The sequence below is a fragment of the Enterococcus sp. DIV1096b genome, assembly GCF_050498765.1.
GTDB lineage: Bacteria > Bacillota > Bacilli > Lactobacillales > Enterococcaceae > Enterococcus_D > Enterococcus_D entomosocium.
Genome location: NZ_JBMHEK010000001.1, coordinates 3,244,064 through 3,260,691, shown reverse-complemented (window position 1 = coordinate 3,260,691; position 16,628 = coordinate 3,244,064). Strand labels below are relative to the sequence as shown.

Sequence of the window (16,628 nt, the reverse complement as noted above, 5' to 3'; positions counted from 1 at the left end):
AGGGCCGAGATGGATTTAATTGAATTAATAAATAAAGTGCCGACAGTGGCGGCTTGGCATGCAGGTTTACGTGAACAGGCCCCCCGGCAATTATTGACCGGTCTAGCTGGATCGGCAAAAACATTGGCGATCACCGGTGTGTATCAGGCATTTCAAAAACAAGTGATCGTGGTGACACCAAATCTGTATTATACGAATCAACTAGCCGAAGATCTGCGCAACGTGACGGATGATGTCTATGTTTTCCCAGTGGACGAAGTGTTGTCAGCCGAAATGGCTTTTTCTTCACCAGAAGCACGAGAAGAACGAGTGGCAGCGCTGAATGCTGTTTCTCAAGGGAAAACCGGGATCTATGTGTTGCCGGTAGCGGCTTTGCGAAAGTATTTACCTGAGAAGAAAACCTGGTTAGCCAACCAATTCCAATGGCAAATCGGCGATGAGATCGATTTAGAGCGTTTGCCGCAACAATTGATCTTGATGGGTTACGAACGGCAGTCAATGATTGGCAAACCCGGCGAATTCAGTATTCGTGGGAGCATCCTCGATATTTATCCATTAAATGCCGAATACCCCGTACGGATCGAGTTATTCGATGTAGAAATCGACTCGATGCGTTCTTTCAACGTGGAAACGCAACGCTCAGTGGAAACGCTGCAGCAAGTGGCTATTTTACCGACTACCGAATTGGTTTTCTCAGCGGAAGATTTAGCGGCGGGGCAAAAGCAGCTACAAGAATTATTGAACAAACGGTTGGCGGTCACCAAAGAAGTAACTGATCGCGCGTTTTTAGAAGACTATTTCGGCCAATTGGCCTCCCAATGGCAAGCGGGGATTCCCGGTGAAAGTGCCCGTTATTACACGGATTTGCTTTATCGTCAGCAAACGAGTGTCTTAGATTATTTTTCTGAAGACGCCTTTTTGATGATCGATGATTATGCTCGGATCATGGAGACCAATCGTGAGATCGAACGGGAAGAAGCGGAGTGGCATACCCAAAAATTAGCGGAGCTGCGGGTCTTTTCTGAACAGCAATTCGGGATCGATGTCCATCAACTGCTGCAAAAAGAAACCTTTGTGACCAGCTTCTTTTCTTTATTCCAAAAAGGAATGGGGAACATTCGCTTCCAAGCGATCCATCAATTCCAATACCGGCCGATGCAGCAGTTTTTCAGCCAAATGGGTCTCTTGAAAGTTGAGATCGATCGCTGGGAGAAGCAACAGCAAACGGTGATTTTTCTGGTCAGTGACCAAGAACGGGCCAAGAAGTTAGAGCAAGATCTGCGAGATCATGATATCTATGCCGTGCAGACGCAACAAGACCGCCTGTTTACGGGACGCACCCAAATCGTGGTGGAACGTTTGCAAAGCGGCTTTGAAATGCCGCAAGACAAGCTAGTGGTGGTTACAGAAAAAGAAATTTTCCAAAAGATGAACAAAAAAAGAGCCCGCCGGCAAAATGTCACCAATGCGGAACGTCTCAAAAGCTACAATGAGTTAAAAGCCGGCGATTATGTCGTCCATGCGAATCATGGGATCGGGAAGTACATCGGCATGGAAACCTTAGAAGTCGATGGCGTCCATCAAGATTACATGACGATCTTGTACCAAAACGAAGACAAGCTCTTTATTCCAGTCACCCAATTGAATTTGATTCAAAAATATGTGGCTTCCGAATCGAAAACACCGAAAATCAATAAATTAGGCGGCAGTGAGTGGGCGAAGACCAAGCGCAAAGTGACGGCTAAAATTGAAGACATCGCAGATGATTTGATTTTATTGTATGCCAAACGCGAATCAGAAAAAGGCTATGCCTTTCAACCAGACGATGCCTATCAAAAAGAATTTGAAGATGCCTTTCCTTATTCGGAAACCGATGATCAGCTGCGCAGTACGGCAGAGATCAAGCGGGATATGGAAAAAGAAAAGCCGATGGACCGTTTGTTAGTTGGAGATGTCGGTTTTGGGAAAACAGAAGTGGCGCTGCGGGCTGCTTTTAAAGCGATCAAAGAAAGCAAACAAGTGGCTTTCTTAGTGCCGACAACGATCTTGGCACAGCAGCACTATGAAACGATGGTCGATCGTTTTGAAGGCTTCCCCGTCAATGTTGGGGTGCTGAGTCGTTTTCGGACGAAAAAACAGCAGAATGAAACGATCGAGCAAGTGCGCAAAGGGCAAGTCGATATTTTGGTGGGGACCCACCGATTATTGTCAAAAGATGTCGAGTTTGCTGATTTGGGCTTGTTGGTGATCGATGAAGAACAACGTTTTGGGGTCAAACACAAAGAGCGCTTGAAACAACTGCGTTCGCAAGTCGATGTGTTGACGTTGACGGCAACGCCGATCCCAAGAACATTGCATATGTCGATGCTGGGCGTGCGGGACCTATCTGTGATCGAAACACCACCGGAAAATCGTTACCCGATCCAAACCTATGTGATGGAGATGAATCCAGGAGCGGTGCGAGAAGCGATCCAACGGGAGATGGCACGCGGGGGCCAAGTGTTTTATCTCTATAATCGTGTCGATACGATCGAGCGAAAAGTCGAAGAACTGCAGGCGTTAGTGCCAGATGCACGAATCGCTTATGCCCACGGGCAAATGACCGAGATCCAATTGGAAAATACCCTGTTTGACTTTATTGAAGGGCAATACGATGTGTTGGTGACGACGACGATCATTGAAACCGGTGTGGATATTCCCAATGCCAATACGTTGTTTGTGGAAAATGCCGATTACATGGGGCTTTCGACGTTGTATCAGTTGCGTGGCCGTGTCGGTCGGAGCAATCGAGTCGCTTATGCGTATTTCATGTATGAACAGCAAAAAGTGTTGAACGAAGTCAGTGAAAAACGTCTGCAAGCCATTAAGGACTTTACGGAGTTAGGTTCAGGATTCAAAATCGCGATGCGAGATCTTTCGATTCGTGGGGCAGGAAATCTATTGGGGGCGCAACAGCACGGCTTTATCGATGCAGTCGGGTTTGACATGTACTCACAAATGCTGTCGGAAGCAGTCACTCGTAAACAAGGGAAAAATACCCAAACAGAAAAAACGACCGTTGAGATCGATCTGGGGATCGATGCCTACTTACCGACTTCGTATATTGAAGACGAACGGCAAAAAATCGAGATCTATAAACGAATTCGTGAGCTGGAATCACAAGAAGCAGTTGATGAACTTCAAGATGATTTATTAGACCGTTTCGGAGAATACCCTGTAGAAGTGGCGCACCTCTTAACGGTGGGCGAGATCAAAATGAACGGCGATCGTGCCTTGTTAGAAACTATCCGCAAGCAGCAACAAACCGTGTCGTTTACTTTGAGTAAAGTAGGCACGAAAAATTATTCGGTGGAGCAGCTGTTTGAAGCATTGAAAGCTACTAAATTAAAAGCCACGATGGGTGTCGATCATGAGCAAATGACCATCAAATTACAGATTCCGCCAGTGATGAAAGAAAGCACCTGGCTATTAGAAATCCAAGATTTCGTCAAAGCGTTACGGGAACAAAAATACGCCAGCCAAGGCTAGAAAGGAACCAGAGGGATGCCGAAATCACAATTGAAGCGTACGATGGAAGGGGCGTTTATTTTAACGATCGCTTCCTTTATCGCAAAAATCTTAAGTGCCGTTTATCGGGTCCCTTTTCAGAACCTGGTAGGCGACGAAGGGTTTTATGTGTATCAACAGGTCTATCCGATTTATGGATTGGCAATGACTTTGGCGTTGTCAGGTTTGCCGCAGTTTATCTCCCGCATTGTTGCTGAAGAACCTGATCCTTTGAAAAGCAAGGAGCGGCTGCAAGCGTTGACGTCTTATGTGCTTTGGTCGGCGATTGGCTTATGGGCTGTGACCTTTTTATTTGCCGGTCCAATCGCGCAAGTGATGGGGGACCATCAACTGGCAGGCTTGATTCGAGTCGTTTCCTTTACCTTTTTGTTTGTCCCACCCTTGACCTTTTATCGAGGAATGTTTCAAGGAAATCTACAAATGGTGCCAACCGCAGTGTCTCAAGTTGTAGAGCAGCTGCTTAGAGTTGGTGTGATTTTAGGTGCTGCGGCAGCTTTCCAGCAATTGGGCTGGACGATTTATCAAACGGGGACTGTCGCCATGATGGGTGCCTTAGTCGGGGGCCTTGCGGCGTGGTGGATTTTAAGTTATTATAGCCGACAAATCAACGGCAAACGCCTATCGCTATGGCATAAACCAGTCACCCGTACAGGAGAAAATACCGCTGGTTTATCCGCCTCGTTGAAAAAACGGTTCTTCTTAGAAGGCGGTCTGTTGACGATTTATAGCGGCTATTTGATCTTGTTCCAGTTAGCGGATTCGTTTTTATTGACCAATGCGCTAGAAGCGGGGGGATTGACGGCACAAGCAGCCCGGATTTCGAAAGGGATCTATGATCGCGGACAACCCCTCGTCCAACTAGGTCTTGTGGTGGCGATGGCGTTAAGCTCGACGTTTTTGCCAACGTTGACCAAGTATTTGACGGTAAAAAATCAGCAGCTGTTTGAAAAGTCGGCAAAAATGTATTTGCGCCTAACGATCGGGATTGCTTCGGCTTCTGCGGTAGGGTTAGCGATTTTGCTGCCTTATATCAACTTTGCTTTATTTAAAGACGGATCTGGCAATGCGGCGCTGGTATTGTTTGTCTTTTCCATCGCTCTGATGGCGACGATCCAAGCCTATCAAAGCATTCAACAAAGTCGCAATACCTATACCTTCGGCTTGCTCGCTGCGGGAATTGGTCTTTTAGTCAAATGTCTATCGATGTGGCCGCTGACCGCTTCTTATGGGACTGCAGGAGCAAGTATCAGTACGCTGTTGGGGTTAGGCGCGACCTTATGCTGTTTTGTGGTTTCCGAACAGCGTCGAGCACAAAGTAGCATCAATCGCTTTTGGTATGAAGGAAATTATGGAAAAAAATTATTTCTTTGTTTAGGGATCATGGCAAGCGTGCTATTCTTATATTATAGCTTCGTTGCGATCTTATTGAACGGTCCTTTGACCCATCGACTACAGGCGCTGATTTTTTGCCTAGGCGGTGTCGGTTTGGGAGGCGCAGCCTTTATCGGGGCAGCGATCAAAATCAAATTGTTAACGATTCGCGAATGGCTGTTAGTTCCATTTGGAAAGAAACTATTAAGAAGAGGTGAAAAACATGAGATTAGATAAATTTCTTAAAATCTCCCGCATCATCAAGCGTCGCTCTGTGGCCAAAGAAGTGGCAGACAAGGGACGCATTCAGATCAACGGCAAATTAGCCAAGTCAAGCAGTGACGTCAAAGTAGGCGATACTATGCGTATTCAGTTCGGGAATAAGGTCTTGGAAGTAAAAGTCAATGAATTGCATGAATCGACGAAAAAAGAAGACGCTGCAAAAATGTATGAGATTGTTTCAGAGGAAAGAATCTCAGAAAATGCTTGATTTTTACGGCATTTTCAGTTAGACAAGCTTTGCGGATGTTGGTATAATGTAAAAAACAAAGACAGCGACGGGAGCGAGTTCAGGTGGCAAAAGAATCAAATAAAAAAATAGAACTATTGCAGACCGATTATGCGAAAGAGCAATTTGCCAAGTTTGAAAAAGAGCGGCGGCAAGTCGTGTTTCGCCGACGTCGGCTGGTGGCGTTTTTCGTGGCGGCATTAGCGATATTTGCAGTCGTGGGGATTCAGATGTTTAACGACCAAATGCGCCTGCAAAAACTAAAGGAATACAAGGCGGAAACAGTCGCCGAACAAAAAGAAGCTGAACAAAAAGTGGCTTCATTGGAGCGAGATGTTGCCTTATTGCAAGACGATGAGTATGTGGCAAAATTGGCCCGCAGCCGATTCTTCTACTCAAAAGATGGCGAAAAAATTTATCCTGTCTTGCCAGATGGAACGGATTCTCAAAACCCTAATGAGCGTTCTGCGCAAAGCGAACAAGAATCATCATCCACAGAGTCACAAGATTAAGCAATGTCATACCTACTCAGCGCAGTAGTTTGAATTATTTTAAATGGGTAAAAATTAGGAGGAACATTTTTTATATGTCAATCGAAGTTGGAGCGAAACTAAAGGGCAAAGTGTCTGGTATTACAAATTTTGGTGCGTTCATTGATCTTGGTGAAGGGAAAACTGGTTTGGTGCATATCAGTGAAGTATCAAACGGATTCGTCAAAGACATTCACGACGTGTTGTCTGTTGGGGATGAAGTGACAGTACTTGTTACGGCAATCGGCAACGATGGAAAAATTGGACTATCGATCCGCAAAGCAGAAGATAAGCCGGAAGAAAAACGTGAATACCCGAAAAAAGAATTCAATCGACCAAATCCGAAAAAATCTTTTTCACGCAATCAAACTACGAATGTAAATAAACAAGACTTCGATTCATTGATGAGTTCTTTTCTAAAAGATAGTGATGATCGTCTTTCATCATTACGTCGAAATACAGAAGGAAAACGCGGTGGCCGCGGCGGACGCCGTAACTAAACATGAATAGCAAGTTGGAAAAAGCTGAAACAAAACTGTTGGTTCGTTTTGTTTCAGCTTTCTTTCTTGTGGGTCTACCAAATGAGAAGGAGGGCAAATGATGGTCATTCAAACCGTTCGAGGGCAACTCACTGCCATCGATCCTGAAAAAAAACGCCGCTTTTTGCTGGCGGTATCGACGGGAGTCGACTCCATGGTCTTGCTGCAGGTCTTTTGTCAGTTGTTTCCCGAAATGCAAAAAGAGCAGGTCTTTGGTGTGGCACATGTAAACCATCAATTGCGTCCTGCATCTGCTGAGGAAGCTGCTTTTTTACGGCAGTACTGCCAAGAACGCGGCATTCCTTTTTATGAGCGGTGCTGGGAAAATCCGCCAGAAACTGGCATAGAAGCTAGCGCTCGGGACTTTCGCTATACGTTTTTTGCCGATGTCATGTCCCGAGAAGGCTATGATGTTTTGCTGACTGCTCACCACAGTGATGACCAAGTAGAAACGATGCTGATGAAGATGATGCGAGAAGGCCGCTTGCAATCGGCTGGCGGGATGCAGCAGCAGCAGCCTTTTCACGCTGGAATCCTGTTGCGGCCGTTGCTTAGTGTCAGTAAGACAGCGATTTACGACTATGCGCAAGTACAGCAGATTCCCTACTTTGAAGACGAAAGCAATCACGAACCGCTGTATTTGCGAAACCGACTACGCCAGCAAGTAGTGCCGGCATTAAAAGCGGAAAATCCGCAACTGTTGCCGCATTTTCAACAGCTTTCTGTAGAAATGCAGTTCGCCAATCAGTTGATCCAGCAAGAGCAGCAGCAATGGTTGTCTGCGTTCGTTCAACAGCAAGCTACTCGCTTAGTGATCGATCTGCAACAGCTGCCGACGTTTTCGCCGGCGCAGCGCTATTTTTTCTATGCGGGGTTTTTGCAACAAGCAGAAGCTTTTACAAAGCATCCACTCAATCAAAAACAGCTGCCACAGCTATTGCGTTTGCTAGACGAAAAGAAAGGGCAATGGCAATTGGCGTTGCACAAACAGTGGCAGCTGCGGCGCAGCTATGACCAATTACTGTTGGAACCCATTGCTGTTCCCCAAAAGCCTGCAGCGCCGTTGACAGAAGTCAGTCAGCGTCTGGTTTTAGGAGAAGGGATCTATCTTTCTGAAAAGGAATGGATTGGGTATTTTCCGATAAATGAACAGCATATTCCCAAAAAAATCACAAATTGGTCAGAGTTTTCCCAAGATTTACCGCTAAACTATTCCTCTGAGCTGATCGTACGTAAGCGTCAGCCAGGAGACCGAATCCGCTTGGCACGTGGCCTGACCAAAAAGATCAGTCGTTTTTTTATCGATTCAAAAATTCCTAATGAAGAGCGAGAAAAAAGTTGGGTCGTCACAAACCTTGATAAACAGGTGATTGCCTTACTACCTCATGCATTTTCCTATTTGAGTATTACGCCAGAAACTGATAAAATACACTACATACTTCTTTATAAATATCAGAAGTAAGAGTTGGAAGGAGAACTTTATGCTAGATAAAGATATTGAGAAAATTTTGATTTCCCGTGACGAAATCAAAAATCGTTGTGTGGAACTTGGTCAAGAATTAACGGCGGCTTATGCGGATAAAAATCCTCTAGTCGTAGGTGTACTGAAAGGTGCCGTTCCTTTCATGGCAGACATCGTTCGTGAGATGGATTGTTACTTGGAGTTAGACTTCATGGATGTCTCAAGTTATGGCAATGCCATGATTTCATCTGGAGAAGTAAAAATCATTAAAGATTTAGATACAAATGTTGAGGGCCGCGATCTTTTGATCGTTGAAGACATCATTGACAGCGGTCGCACGTTGGCTTATCTGGTAGATCTATTCAAATACCGTAAAGCGAAATCAGTGAAAATCGTGACGTTATTAGATAAGCCGGAAGGCCGTGTTGTTGAGATCGATGCTGATTACGTCGGCTTCGATGTGCCAAATGAGTTTGTTGTTGGATATGGACTGGACTATGCAGAGCAATATCGAAACTTACCTTACGTTGGCGTCTTAAAACCTAGTGTTTATCAGTCAAATTAGTGACTGTTCTAAATCAATTGTGATACAATTAAATGGTCAGGATTGATAAAACAAAATAGCCAGGGAGGTACGCATGAATAAGAAAAATAACGGTATGGTAAAAAATACCTTATATTATGTACTTGTCTTGTTGGCGATGGTCATGGTCGTTTATTTCATTTTTGGAAATGGCAATCAGCAGACCCCAACGATCGAGTACTCCACGTTTACAGAACAACTGAAAGACGGGAAGGTCAAACAATTTACTGTCCAACCCGCTAACGGTGTTTATCGAATCGTGGGTGAATACAATGAAGAACAAACTGTCAGCAATGACAACAGCTTGTCTGTTTTAGGCAATACACAGGCGAGTTCGACCCGCTTTTCAACGATCATTTTACCAAATGATTCTACGCTGAGCGAAGTCACCAGTCTGGCCTCAGCACAAGGGGTCAAAACTACCATCGAAGAAGAATCCAACAGTGGTATTTGGTTATCGCTTTTGGTTAGCTTCTTACCACTTGTGATCATCATTTTCTTCTTCTATATGATGATGAGCCAACAAGGCGGCGGCGGTGGCGGTGGCGGCCGTGTGATGAACTTTGGCAAATCAAAAGCCAAAGAAGCGGACAAAAAAGCCAACCGCGTACGTTTTTCAGACGTAGCCGGTGCAGAAGAAGAAAAACAAGAACTTGTCGAAGTCGTGGAATTCTTGAAAGATCCTCGACGCTTCGTTGAATTAGGTGCCCGTATCCCAGCAGGTGTCTTACTTGAGGGACCTCCGGGAACCGGGAAAACGTTGCTAGCCAAAGCCGTTGCCGGTGAAGCTGGCGTACCGTTTTACTCGATCTCTGGTTCAGATTTCGTTGAAATGTTTGTCGGTGTCGGTGCAAGCCGGGTACGTGACTTATTTGAAACAGCGAAGAAAAATGCACCAGCCATCATCTTTATCGATGAAATCGATGCCGTCGGTCGCCAACGTGGTGCCGGTATGGGTGGCGGACATGATGAGCGGGAACAAACATTGAACCAATTATTGGTTGAGATGGATGGTTTTGATGGGAATGAAGGCGTGATCGTCATTGCCGCAACGAACCGTTCGGATGTTCTAGATCCAGCGTTGCTGCGTCCAGGTCGTTTTGACCGTCAGATTTTAGTTGGTCGTCCAGACGTGAAAGGCCGTGAAGCAATCCTCCGTGTTCATGCTCGGAACAAACCTTTATCAGATGATGTTGATTTGAAAGTCGTTGCCCAACAAACACCGGGCTTTGCCGGTGCGGATCTGGAAAACGTCTTGAACGAAGCCGCCTTAGTTGCTGCTCGTCGTAACAAGAAAAAAATCGATGCTTCAGATATCGATGAAGCAGAAGACCGCGTGATCGCTGGTCCTGCGAAGAAAGACCGGGTCATCAACAAACGCGAACGTGAAATGGTTGCTTACCATGAAGCAGGACATACCATTGTTGGTTTAGTCTTGAGTCGTGCCCGTGTGGTACACAAAGTAACCATCATTCCTCGGGGGCGTGCTGGTGGGTACATGATCGCCTTGCCGAAAGAAGATCAATTCTTGATGACTAAAGAAGATATGTTTGAACAAATCGTTGGCTTGCTAGGTGGACGTACGGCTGAAGAAATCATCTTCGGTGTGCAATCAACGGGGGCTTCCAATGACTTTGAACAAGCAACTGCTCTTGCAAGAAGCATGGTGACAGAATATGGAATGAGCGATAAATTAGGTCCAGTTCAATATGAAGGAAACCATCAAGTCTTTGTCGGTCGCGATTACGGTCAAACAAAAGCATACTCTGAACAAGTTGCCTTTGAAATTGATCAAGAAGTTCGCAAGATTTTAATGGATGCCCATCAAAAAGCCCATGAAATCATTGAAGAACATCGTGCCCAACACAAATTGATCGCTGAAAAACTACTTGAACATGAAACATTGGATGCTAAAGCAATCAAATCCTTGTTTGAAGAAGGCAAAATGCCTGCAGGGACTGAAAGCTCTGAGTATCCTAGTGAAAAAGCCCAAACGTTTGAAGAAGCGAAACGTGCGCTGGAAGAAAAAGATGCAGAGAAGCAAGCTGCAGAAAAACACAGCGAAGATGCATCATCAAACGATTTTGATCAACAATTGGAAGACGTTCGCCGCAATAGCGAAAGCCAACCGACTGATCAAGAAAACAAAGATGATAACGCCTAAAACAAGACGTATCAAGGCGCCGAGGAAACTCGGCGCCTTTTTGTTTCTATTTAAGAAGACTTTTCTTAAATTCAAACACATTCAGTTGAAAAAAGCGGCGCTTCCTAGTATGATTCATTAATGAATAAAAAGGAGAATCAAGATGAAGGATTATTTAGTAAAAGCACTCGCATATGACGGCTTCGTCCGAGCATACGCCGTATCGGCAACAGAGACGATCGCCGAAGCACAACGACGCCATGAAACATGGAATACTGCATCTGCTGCTTTAGGGCGAGCGATGGTGGGAAGTTTGTTATTAGGCAGTACCTTAAAAGGGGAAGACAAATTGACCGTCAAAATTCAAGGAAATGGTCCTGCTGGGGCAATCGTCGTAGACAGCAATGGCCGTGGGGACGTAAAAGGATACATAAAAAATCCACAGATCAGTCTGCCATTGAATCCTCAAGGAAAATTGGATGTTCGGGGCGCAGTGGGAGACCAAGGGATTTTTACCGTAATCAAAGACTTAGGGCTAAAAGAACCTTTCTCTGGACAAACACCGATCGTCTCTGGGGAACTTGGGGAAGACTTTACTTATTATTTAGCAGTGTCAGAACAGATTCCTTCTGCTGTTGGTCTGAGTGTATTAGTAGAAACTGATGATTCGATTCGGGCAGCCGGTGGATTTATGCTACAGATCATGCCTGGTGCCAGTGAAGAGATCATTGATGCCATCGAAAAACGTTTGGGAGAATTGCCTCGAGTGTCAACCTTGATCGATGAAGGCCAATCACCAGAAGAGGTCTTAGCGACATTGTTACCAGACACGACGATCGAAGTACTAGAAAAAATGCCCATCCAGTTCCACTGTGATTGTACGAAAGAAAAATTTGCGACAGCGATCATCACCTTAGGGGCTGAGGAGATCCAAGCAATGATCGATGAAGATCATGGGGCAGAGGCAGTCTGCTCTTTTTGTGGCAACAAGTATCATTTTGATGAAACGGAATTGGCGGCGTTGAAGAAAGAGGCGGAAGCGTAAGTGAAAGATAGACAGACATGGCAGATCGGCTCGGTTGAGATTCCTAACCGCGTCGTCGTTGCGCCGATGGCAGGGATCACCAATTCTGCGTTTCGTGTGACAGTCAAAGAATTTGGCGCGGGTTTAGTCGTCTGTGAGATGATCAGTGATCGAGGGATTCAACTGCGTAACAAGAAGACCCTTGAGATGCTGTTTATTGACGAGACCGAGCATCCTCTTAGTATTCAGATTTTTGGTGGGAATAAAGCATCCTTAGTAGAAGCAGCGCAATTTGTCGCAGAGAACACAACTGCCGATATCATTGATATCAATATGGGGTGTCCTGTAAACAAAATCATCAAAGCAGAAGCTGGTGCGAAGTGGCTTTTAGATCCCGACAAGGTTTATGAAATGGTCCATGCTGTTTCCAGTGCGATCGACAAGCCCGTTACCGTCAAAATGCGGATCGGTTGGGATGAGCAACACGTCTTTGCGGTTGAGAATGCCCAAGCCGCGGAAGCAGCGGGTGCCGCAGCAATCGGTATGCATGGCAGAACCCGTGTACAGATGTATGAAGGATCGGCTGATTGGGACGTTTTGAAACAAGTGAAGCAAAGTATCACCATTCCCTTTATGGGCAACGGCGATGTCAGAACCCCTGAAGATGCGAAACGAATGTTGGAAGAAGTCGGCGCTGATGCAGTGATGATCGGACGGGCAGCCTTAGGCAATCCGTGGATGATCCACCGCACCAAGCAATACTTGGAGACAGGCGAGTTATTGCCGGAACCAACACCACGAGAAAAAATTTCGACAGCGAAACTTCATTTAGAACGGTTGGCTGATCTAAAAGGGGAAAAAATCGCTTCGCGAGAATTCCGCCAACATGCTGCGTACTACTTAAAAGGTATTTCACGGGCAGCCAAAGTGAAGGCAGCTATCAATCAAGCAGAAGATAAGCAAACGATTTTTGATTTATTGGATGCATTTGTAGAGAAGACCGAAAAACAGCCGGTAGCAACTTTTAAGGAATAAGAAACAAATCAAGTCGATTCGAAAGTTCGGCTTGATTTTTTGCGTCATCATTGGCATTATAAGAAGGAAACCCAAGTTAAGAATGGAGGAAAACTCGTGACAGAGGAACGACAAACACAAGAAGAATTGAATGATCAAATGTTGGTTCGCCGTGAAAAGATGGAAAAACTACGGGAAGAAGGCATTGATCCTTTTGGCAAGCGATTCGAACGCACCCATAATTCTGCCGAGTTACATGAGTTATTTGATCAAAGAACCAAAGAAGAATTAGCCGAAATGAATCTTTCAGCAAGCATTGCAGGAAGAATCGTTACAAAACGTGGAAAAGGGAAGGCTGGTTTTGCGCATTTACAAGACCGCGAAGGCCGTATTCAAATATATGTACGTAAAGACCAAGTGGGGGACGAACCTTACGAAGTATTCAAGCATGCAGATCTAGGTGATTTCTTTGGTGTATCTGGTGAAATCATGAAGACCGATACTGGCGAAGTGACCATCAAAGCCAAAGAAATCGTGATCTTATCCAAAGCATTGCGTCCATTGCCAGACAAATACCATGGCTTGACGAACGTAGAACAACGCTACCGTCAACGTTACTTGGATTTGATCAGTAATAAAGAGAGCTTTGATCGTTTCATGAAACGAAGCCAAATCATTAGCGAAATTCGTCGTTACCTTGACGGACATGGATATATCGAAGTCGAAACGCCAGTATTGCATAATCAAGCAGGTGGTGCAGCGGCTCGTCCCTTCATTACACACCACAATGCCTTAGACATGGATCTGTATTTACGAATCGCACTTGAGCTTCACTTGAAACGATTGATCGTGGGTGGCATGGAAAAAGTCTATGAGATCGGCCGCGTTTTCCGAAATGAAGGAATCGATACGACCCATAATCCCGAGTTTACGATGCTAGAAGCGTATACAGCATATACAGATTTCAAAGATGTGATGGATTTGACAGAAGGCATTATCCGTAATGCTGCTGAAAAAGTCTTGCATACAGCAACGATCCAATACGATGGACAAGAAGTCGATTTAGCTAGCGACTTTGCACGAATCCATATGGTCGATGCAATCAAAAATCAAACAGGTGTTGATTTCTGGCAACCAATGTCCGTTGAAGAAGCGCGTAGTTTAGCAAAAGAACATCATGTTGAAATCACTGATGCCATGACTGTTGGCCATATCATCAATGAATTCTTTGAGACATTTGTTGAAGAAACGTTACAGCAGCCAACCTTTGTCTTTGGTCATCCAGTGGAAGTTTCGCCATTAGCGAAAAAGAATCCAGAAGATGAACGCTTTACGGATCGCTTTGAATTATTTATCGTTGGTCGTGAATTTGCGAATGCCTTCACGGAATTGAATGACCCAATCGATCAAAGAGAACGTTTTGAAGGACAAGAAAAAGAGCGCGAAGCAGGAAATGATGAAGCCCATGGGGTGGATGAAGATTTCTTAGAAGCACTTGAATACGGTATGCCGCCAACTGGTGGATTAGGGATCGGGATCGACCGCTTAGTGATGCTGTTGACCGATGCACAATCGATTCGTGACGTTTTATTATTCCCGACAATGAGATAAAAAAGCTCCGTCCACTCGCAAGAGATGGGCGGCTTTTTTTCTTGTCTGCTGGATCAGGGAGAAAAACAGTGAGGAATTAGAGGGGAAAAAGCCAGGGTAATTGCTAGAAAACGGATTAAATGCGAACGATAAAAGCTGGATTCAATGTGATTAGACGGGTTTGTAAAAATTAAAAAAAGCCATAGAAAATGATTGACCGCAAGGGATTTAGTTGGTATATTATTACATGTGCCAAATGACTAAACGAATTCGTAAAAAGAATTTAAAAAAGTGGTTGACGCACAGCTCGACAGATGATATTATAACGAAGTCGCAATTTTAAAATAGTTAATCGATGTTGATACATCAACAAAATTAATTAAAAAAAGTTGTTGACAAATAACAAATCATTTGTTATTCTAATGAAGTCGCTGAGACAGCCGCTGCGAAGTTGAAAAACAACGAGCGAAAAAAAACTTTTAAAAAAGAGTTGACAATCAACTGTCACTCTGATATGATATAAAAGTTGCTAACACAGCACTGTAGACCTTTGAAAACTGAACAAAGCAAGCAAACGAACCAATGTGTAGGACGTTTCAATTTATTGAAACAAATACATGCAAGCAATAGCTAGCAAAGTTAATTTTTATGAGCTTAATGACCGCATGGTCATTCAAACAAATCATTATGAGAGTTTGATCCTGGCTCAGGACGAACGCTGGCGGCGTGCCTAATACATGCAAGTCGAACGCTTTTTCTTTCACCGGAGCTTGCTCCACCGAAAGAAAAAGAGTGGCGAACGGGTGAGTAACACGTGGGTAACCTGCCCATCAGAAGGGGATAACACTTGGAAACAGGTGCTAATACCGTATAACACTATTTTCCGCATGGAAGAAAGTTGAAAGGCGCTTTTGCGTCACTGATGGATGGACCCGCGGTGCATTAGCTAGTTGGTGAGGTAACGGCTCACCAAGGCAACGATGCATAGCCGACCTGAGAGGGTGATCGGCCACACTGGGACTGAGACACGGCCCAGACTCCTACGGGAGGCAGCAGTAGGGAATCTTCGGCAATGGACGAAAGTCTGACCGAGCAACGCCGCGTGAGTGAAGAAGGTTTTCGGATCGTAAAACTCTGTTGTTAGAGAAGAACAAGGATGAGAGTAAAACGTTCATCCCTTGACGGTATCTAACCAGAAAGCCACGGCTAACTACGTGCCAGCAGCCGCGGTAATACGTAGGTGGCAAGCGTTGTCCGGATTTATTGGGCGTAAAGCGAGCGCAGGCGGTTTCTTAAGTCTGATGTGAAAGCCCCCGGCTCAACCGGGGAGGGTCATTGGAAACTGGGAGACTTGAGTGCAGAAGAGGAGAGTGGAATTCCATGTGTAGCGGTGAAATGCGTAGATATATGGAGGAACACCAGTGGCGAAGGCGGCTCTCTGGTCTGTAACTGACGCTGAGGCTCGAAAGCGTGGGGAGCGAACAGGATTAGATACCCTGGTAGTCCACGCCGTAAACGATGAGTGCTAAGTGTTGGAGGGTTTCCGCCCTTCAGTGCTGCAGCAAACGCATTAAGCACTCCGCCTGGGGAGTACGACCGCAAGGTTGAAACTCAAAGGAATTGACGGGGGCCCGCACAAGCGGTGGAGCATGTGGTTTAATTCGAAGCAACGCGAAGAACCTTACCAGGTCTTGACATCCTTTGACCACTCTAGAGATAGAGCTTCCCCTTCGGGGGCAAAGTGACAGGTGGTGCATGGTTGTCGTCAGCTCGTGTCGTGAGATGTTGGGTTAAGTCCCGCAACGAGCGCAACCCTTATTGTTAGTTGCCATCATTTAGTTGGGCACTCTAGCGAGACTGCCGGTGACAAACCGGAGGAAGGTGGGGATGACGTCAAATCATCATGCCCCTTATGACCTGGGCTACACACGTGCTACAATGGGAAGTACAACGAGTTGCGAAGTCGCGAGGCTAAGCTAATCTCTTAAAGCTTCTCTCAGTTCGGATTGTAGGCTGCAACTCGCCTACATGAAGCCGGAATCGCTAGTAATCGCGGATCAGCACGCCGCGGTGAATACGTTCCCGGGCCTTGTACACACCGCCCGTCACACCACGAGAGTTTGTAACACCCGAAGTCGGTGAGGTAACCTTTTTGGAGCCAGCCGCCTAAGGTGGGATAGATGATTGGGGTGAAGTCGTAACAAGGTAGCCGTATCGGAAGGTGCGGCTGGATCACCTCCTTTCTAAGGAATATTTCGGAAGACTACACATCGTTTGCCTTTGTTCAGTTTTGAGAG

The 16,628-nt window shown here is 45.4% G+C and carries 11 protein-coding genes and 1 rRNA gene; all 12 read left to right on the top strand.

Going from position 1 to position 16,628, the window contains the following annotated elements; translation table 11 throughout:
* The first annotated feature begins 9 nt into the window (after positions 1 to 9).
* The 12 genes from mfd (at position 10) to IGJ17_RS15290 (ending at position 16,574) form a co-directional block, all read left to right on the top strand.
* Entirely contained in the window at positions 10 to 3,528 is a 3,519-nt protein-coding gene (gene mfd, locus IGJ17_RS15345; protein ID WP_016620327.1) for a transcription-repair coupling factor, read from the top strand.
* 15 nt (positions 3,529 to 3,543) lie between these two features.
* Positions 3,544 to 5,175 carry a putative polysaccharide biosynthesis protein gene (locus IGJ17_RS15340; protein ID WP_008380151.1) on the top strand — a complete coding sequence of 544 codons (1,632 nt, stop codon included), beginning with the start codon at positions 3,544 to 3,546 and terminating at the stop codon, positions 5,173 to 5,175.
* Positions 5,162 to 5,428 carry an RNA-binding S4 domain-containing protein gene (locus tag IGJ17_RS15335; protein ID WP_005230745.1) on the top strand — a complete coding sequence of 89 codons (267 nt, stop codon included), beginning with the start codon at positions 5,162 to 5,164 and terminating at the stop codon, positions 5,426 to 5,428. The genes IGJ17_RS15340 and IGJ17_RS15335 overlap by 14 nt, the downstream gene beginning before the upstream one ends.
* An 83-nt stretch (positions 5,429 to 5,511) precedes the next feature.
* On the top strand, positions 5,512 to 5,958 hold the full coding sequence (locus tag IGJ17_RS15330; protein WP_429961592.1) for an FtsB family cell division protein: 447 nt from the start codon (positions 5,512 to 5,514) through the stop codon (positions 5,956 to 5,958).
* 74 nt (positions 5,959 to 6,032) lie between these two features.
* Positions 6,033 to 6,476, top strand: a complete 444-nt coding sequence (locus IGJ17_RS15325; protein WP_005233352.1) for a S1 domain-containing RNA-binding protein — start codon at positions 6,033 to 6,035, stop codon at positions 6,474 to 6,476.
* 100 nt (positions 6,477 to 6,576) lie between these two features.
* Positions 6,577 to 7,977, top strand: a complete 1,401-nt coding sequence (tilS, locus tag IGJ17_RS15320) for a tRNA lysidine(34) synthetase TilS (protein WP_008380147.1) — start codon at positions 6,577 to 6,579, stop codon at positions 7,975 to 7,977.
* A 19-nt stretch (positions 7,978 to 7,996) separates the two neighbouring features.
* The gene (gene hpt, locus IGJ17_RS15315) at positions 7,997 to 8,542 is read left to right on the top strand and encodes a hypoxanthine phosphoribosyltransferase (RefSeq protein WP_005230750.1); all 546 of its coding nucleotides are present in this window, start codon (positions 7,997 to 7,999) and stop codon (positions 8,540 to 8,542) included.
* A gap of 73 nt (positions 8,543 to 8,615) precedes the next feature.
* Complete coding sequence (ftsH, locus tag IGJ17_RS15310) at positions 8,616 to 10,724, top strand: ATP-dependent zinc metalloprotease FtsH (RefSeq protein WP_005233354.1); 2,109 nt, start codon at positions 8,616 to 8,618, stop codon at positions 10,722 to 10,724.
* Between the two features lie 142 nt (positions 10,725 to 10,866).
* Entirely contained in the window at positions 10,867 to 11,748 is an 882-nt protein-coding gene (hslO, locus tag IGJ17_RS15305) for an Hsp33 family molecular chaperone HslO (protein WP_315044477.1), read from the top strand.
* The gene (dusB, locus tag IGJ17_RS15300; RefSeq protein ID WP_005233357.1) at positions 11,749 to 12,762 is read left to right on the top strand and encodes a tRNA dihydrouridine synthase DusB; all 1,014 of its coding nucleotides are present in this window, start codon (positions 11,749 to 11,751) and stop codon (positions 12,760 to 12,762) included. It abuts the gene before it with no gap.
* 96 nt (positions 12,763 to 12,858) lie between these two features.
* Complete coding sequence (gene lysS, locus IGJ17_RS15295; protein WP_005230758.1) at positions 12,859 to 14,352, top strand: lysine--tRNA ligase; 1,494 nt, start codon at positions 12,859 to 12,861, stop codon at positions 14,350 to 14,352.
* Between the two features lie 662 nt (positions 14,353 to 15,014).
* Positions 15,015 to 16,574: ribosomal RNA gene (locus tag IGJ17_RS15290) — 16S ribosomal RNA — on the top strand.
* The last annotated feature ends 54 nt before the right edge of the window (positions 16,575 to 16,628 follow it).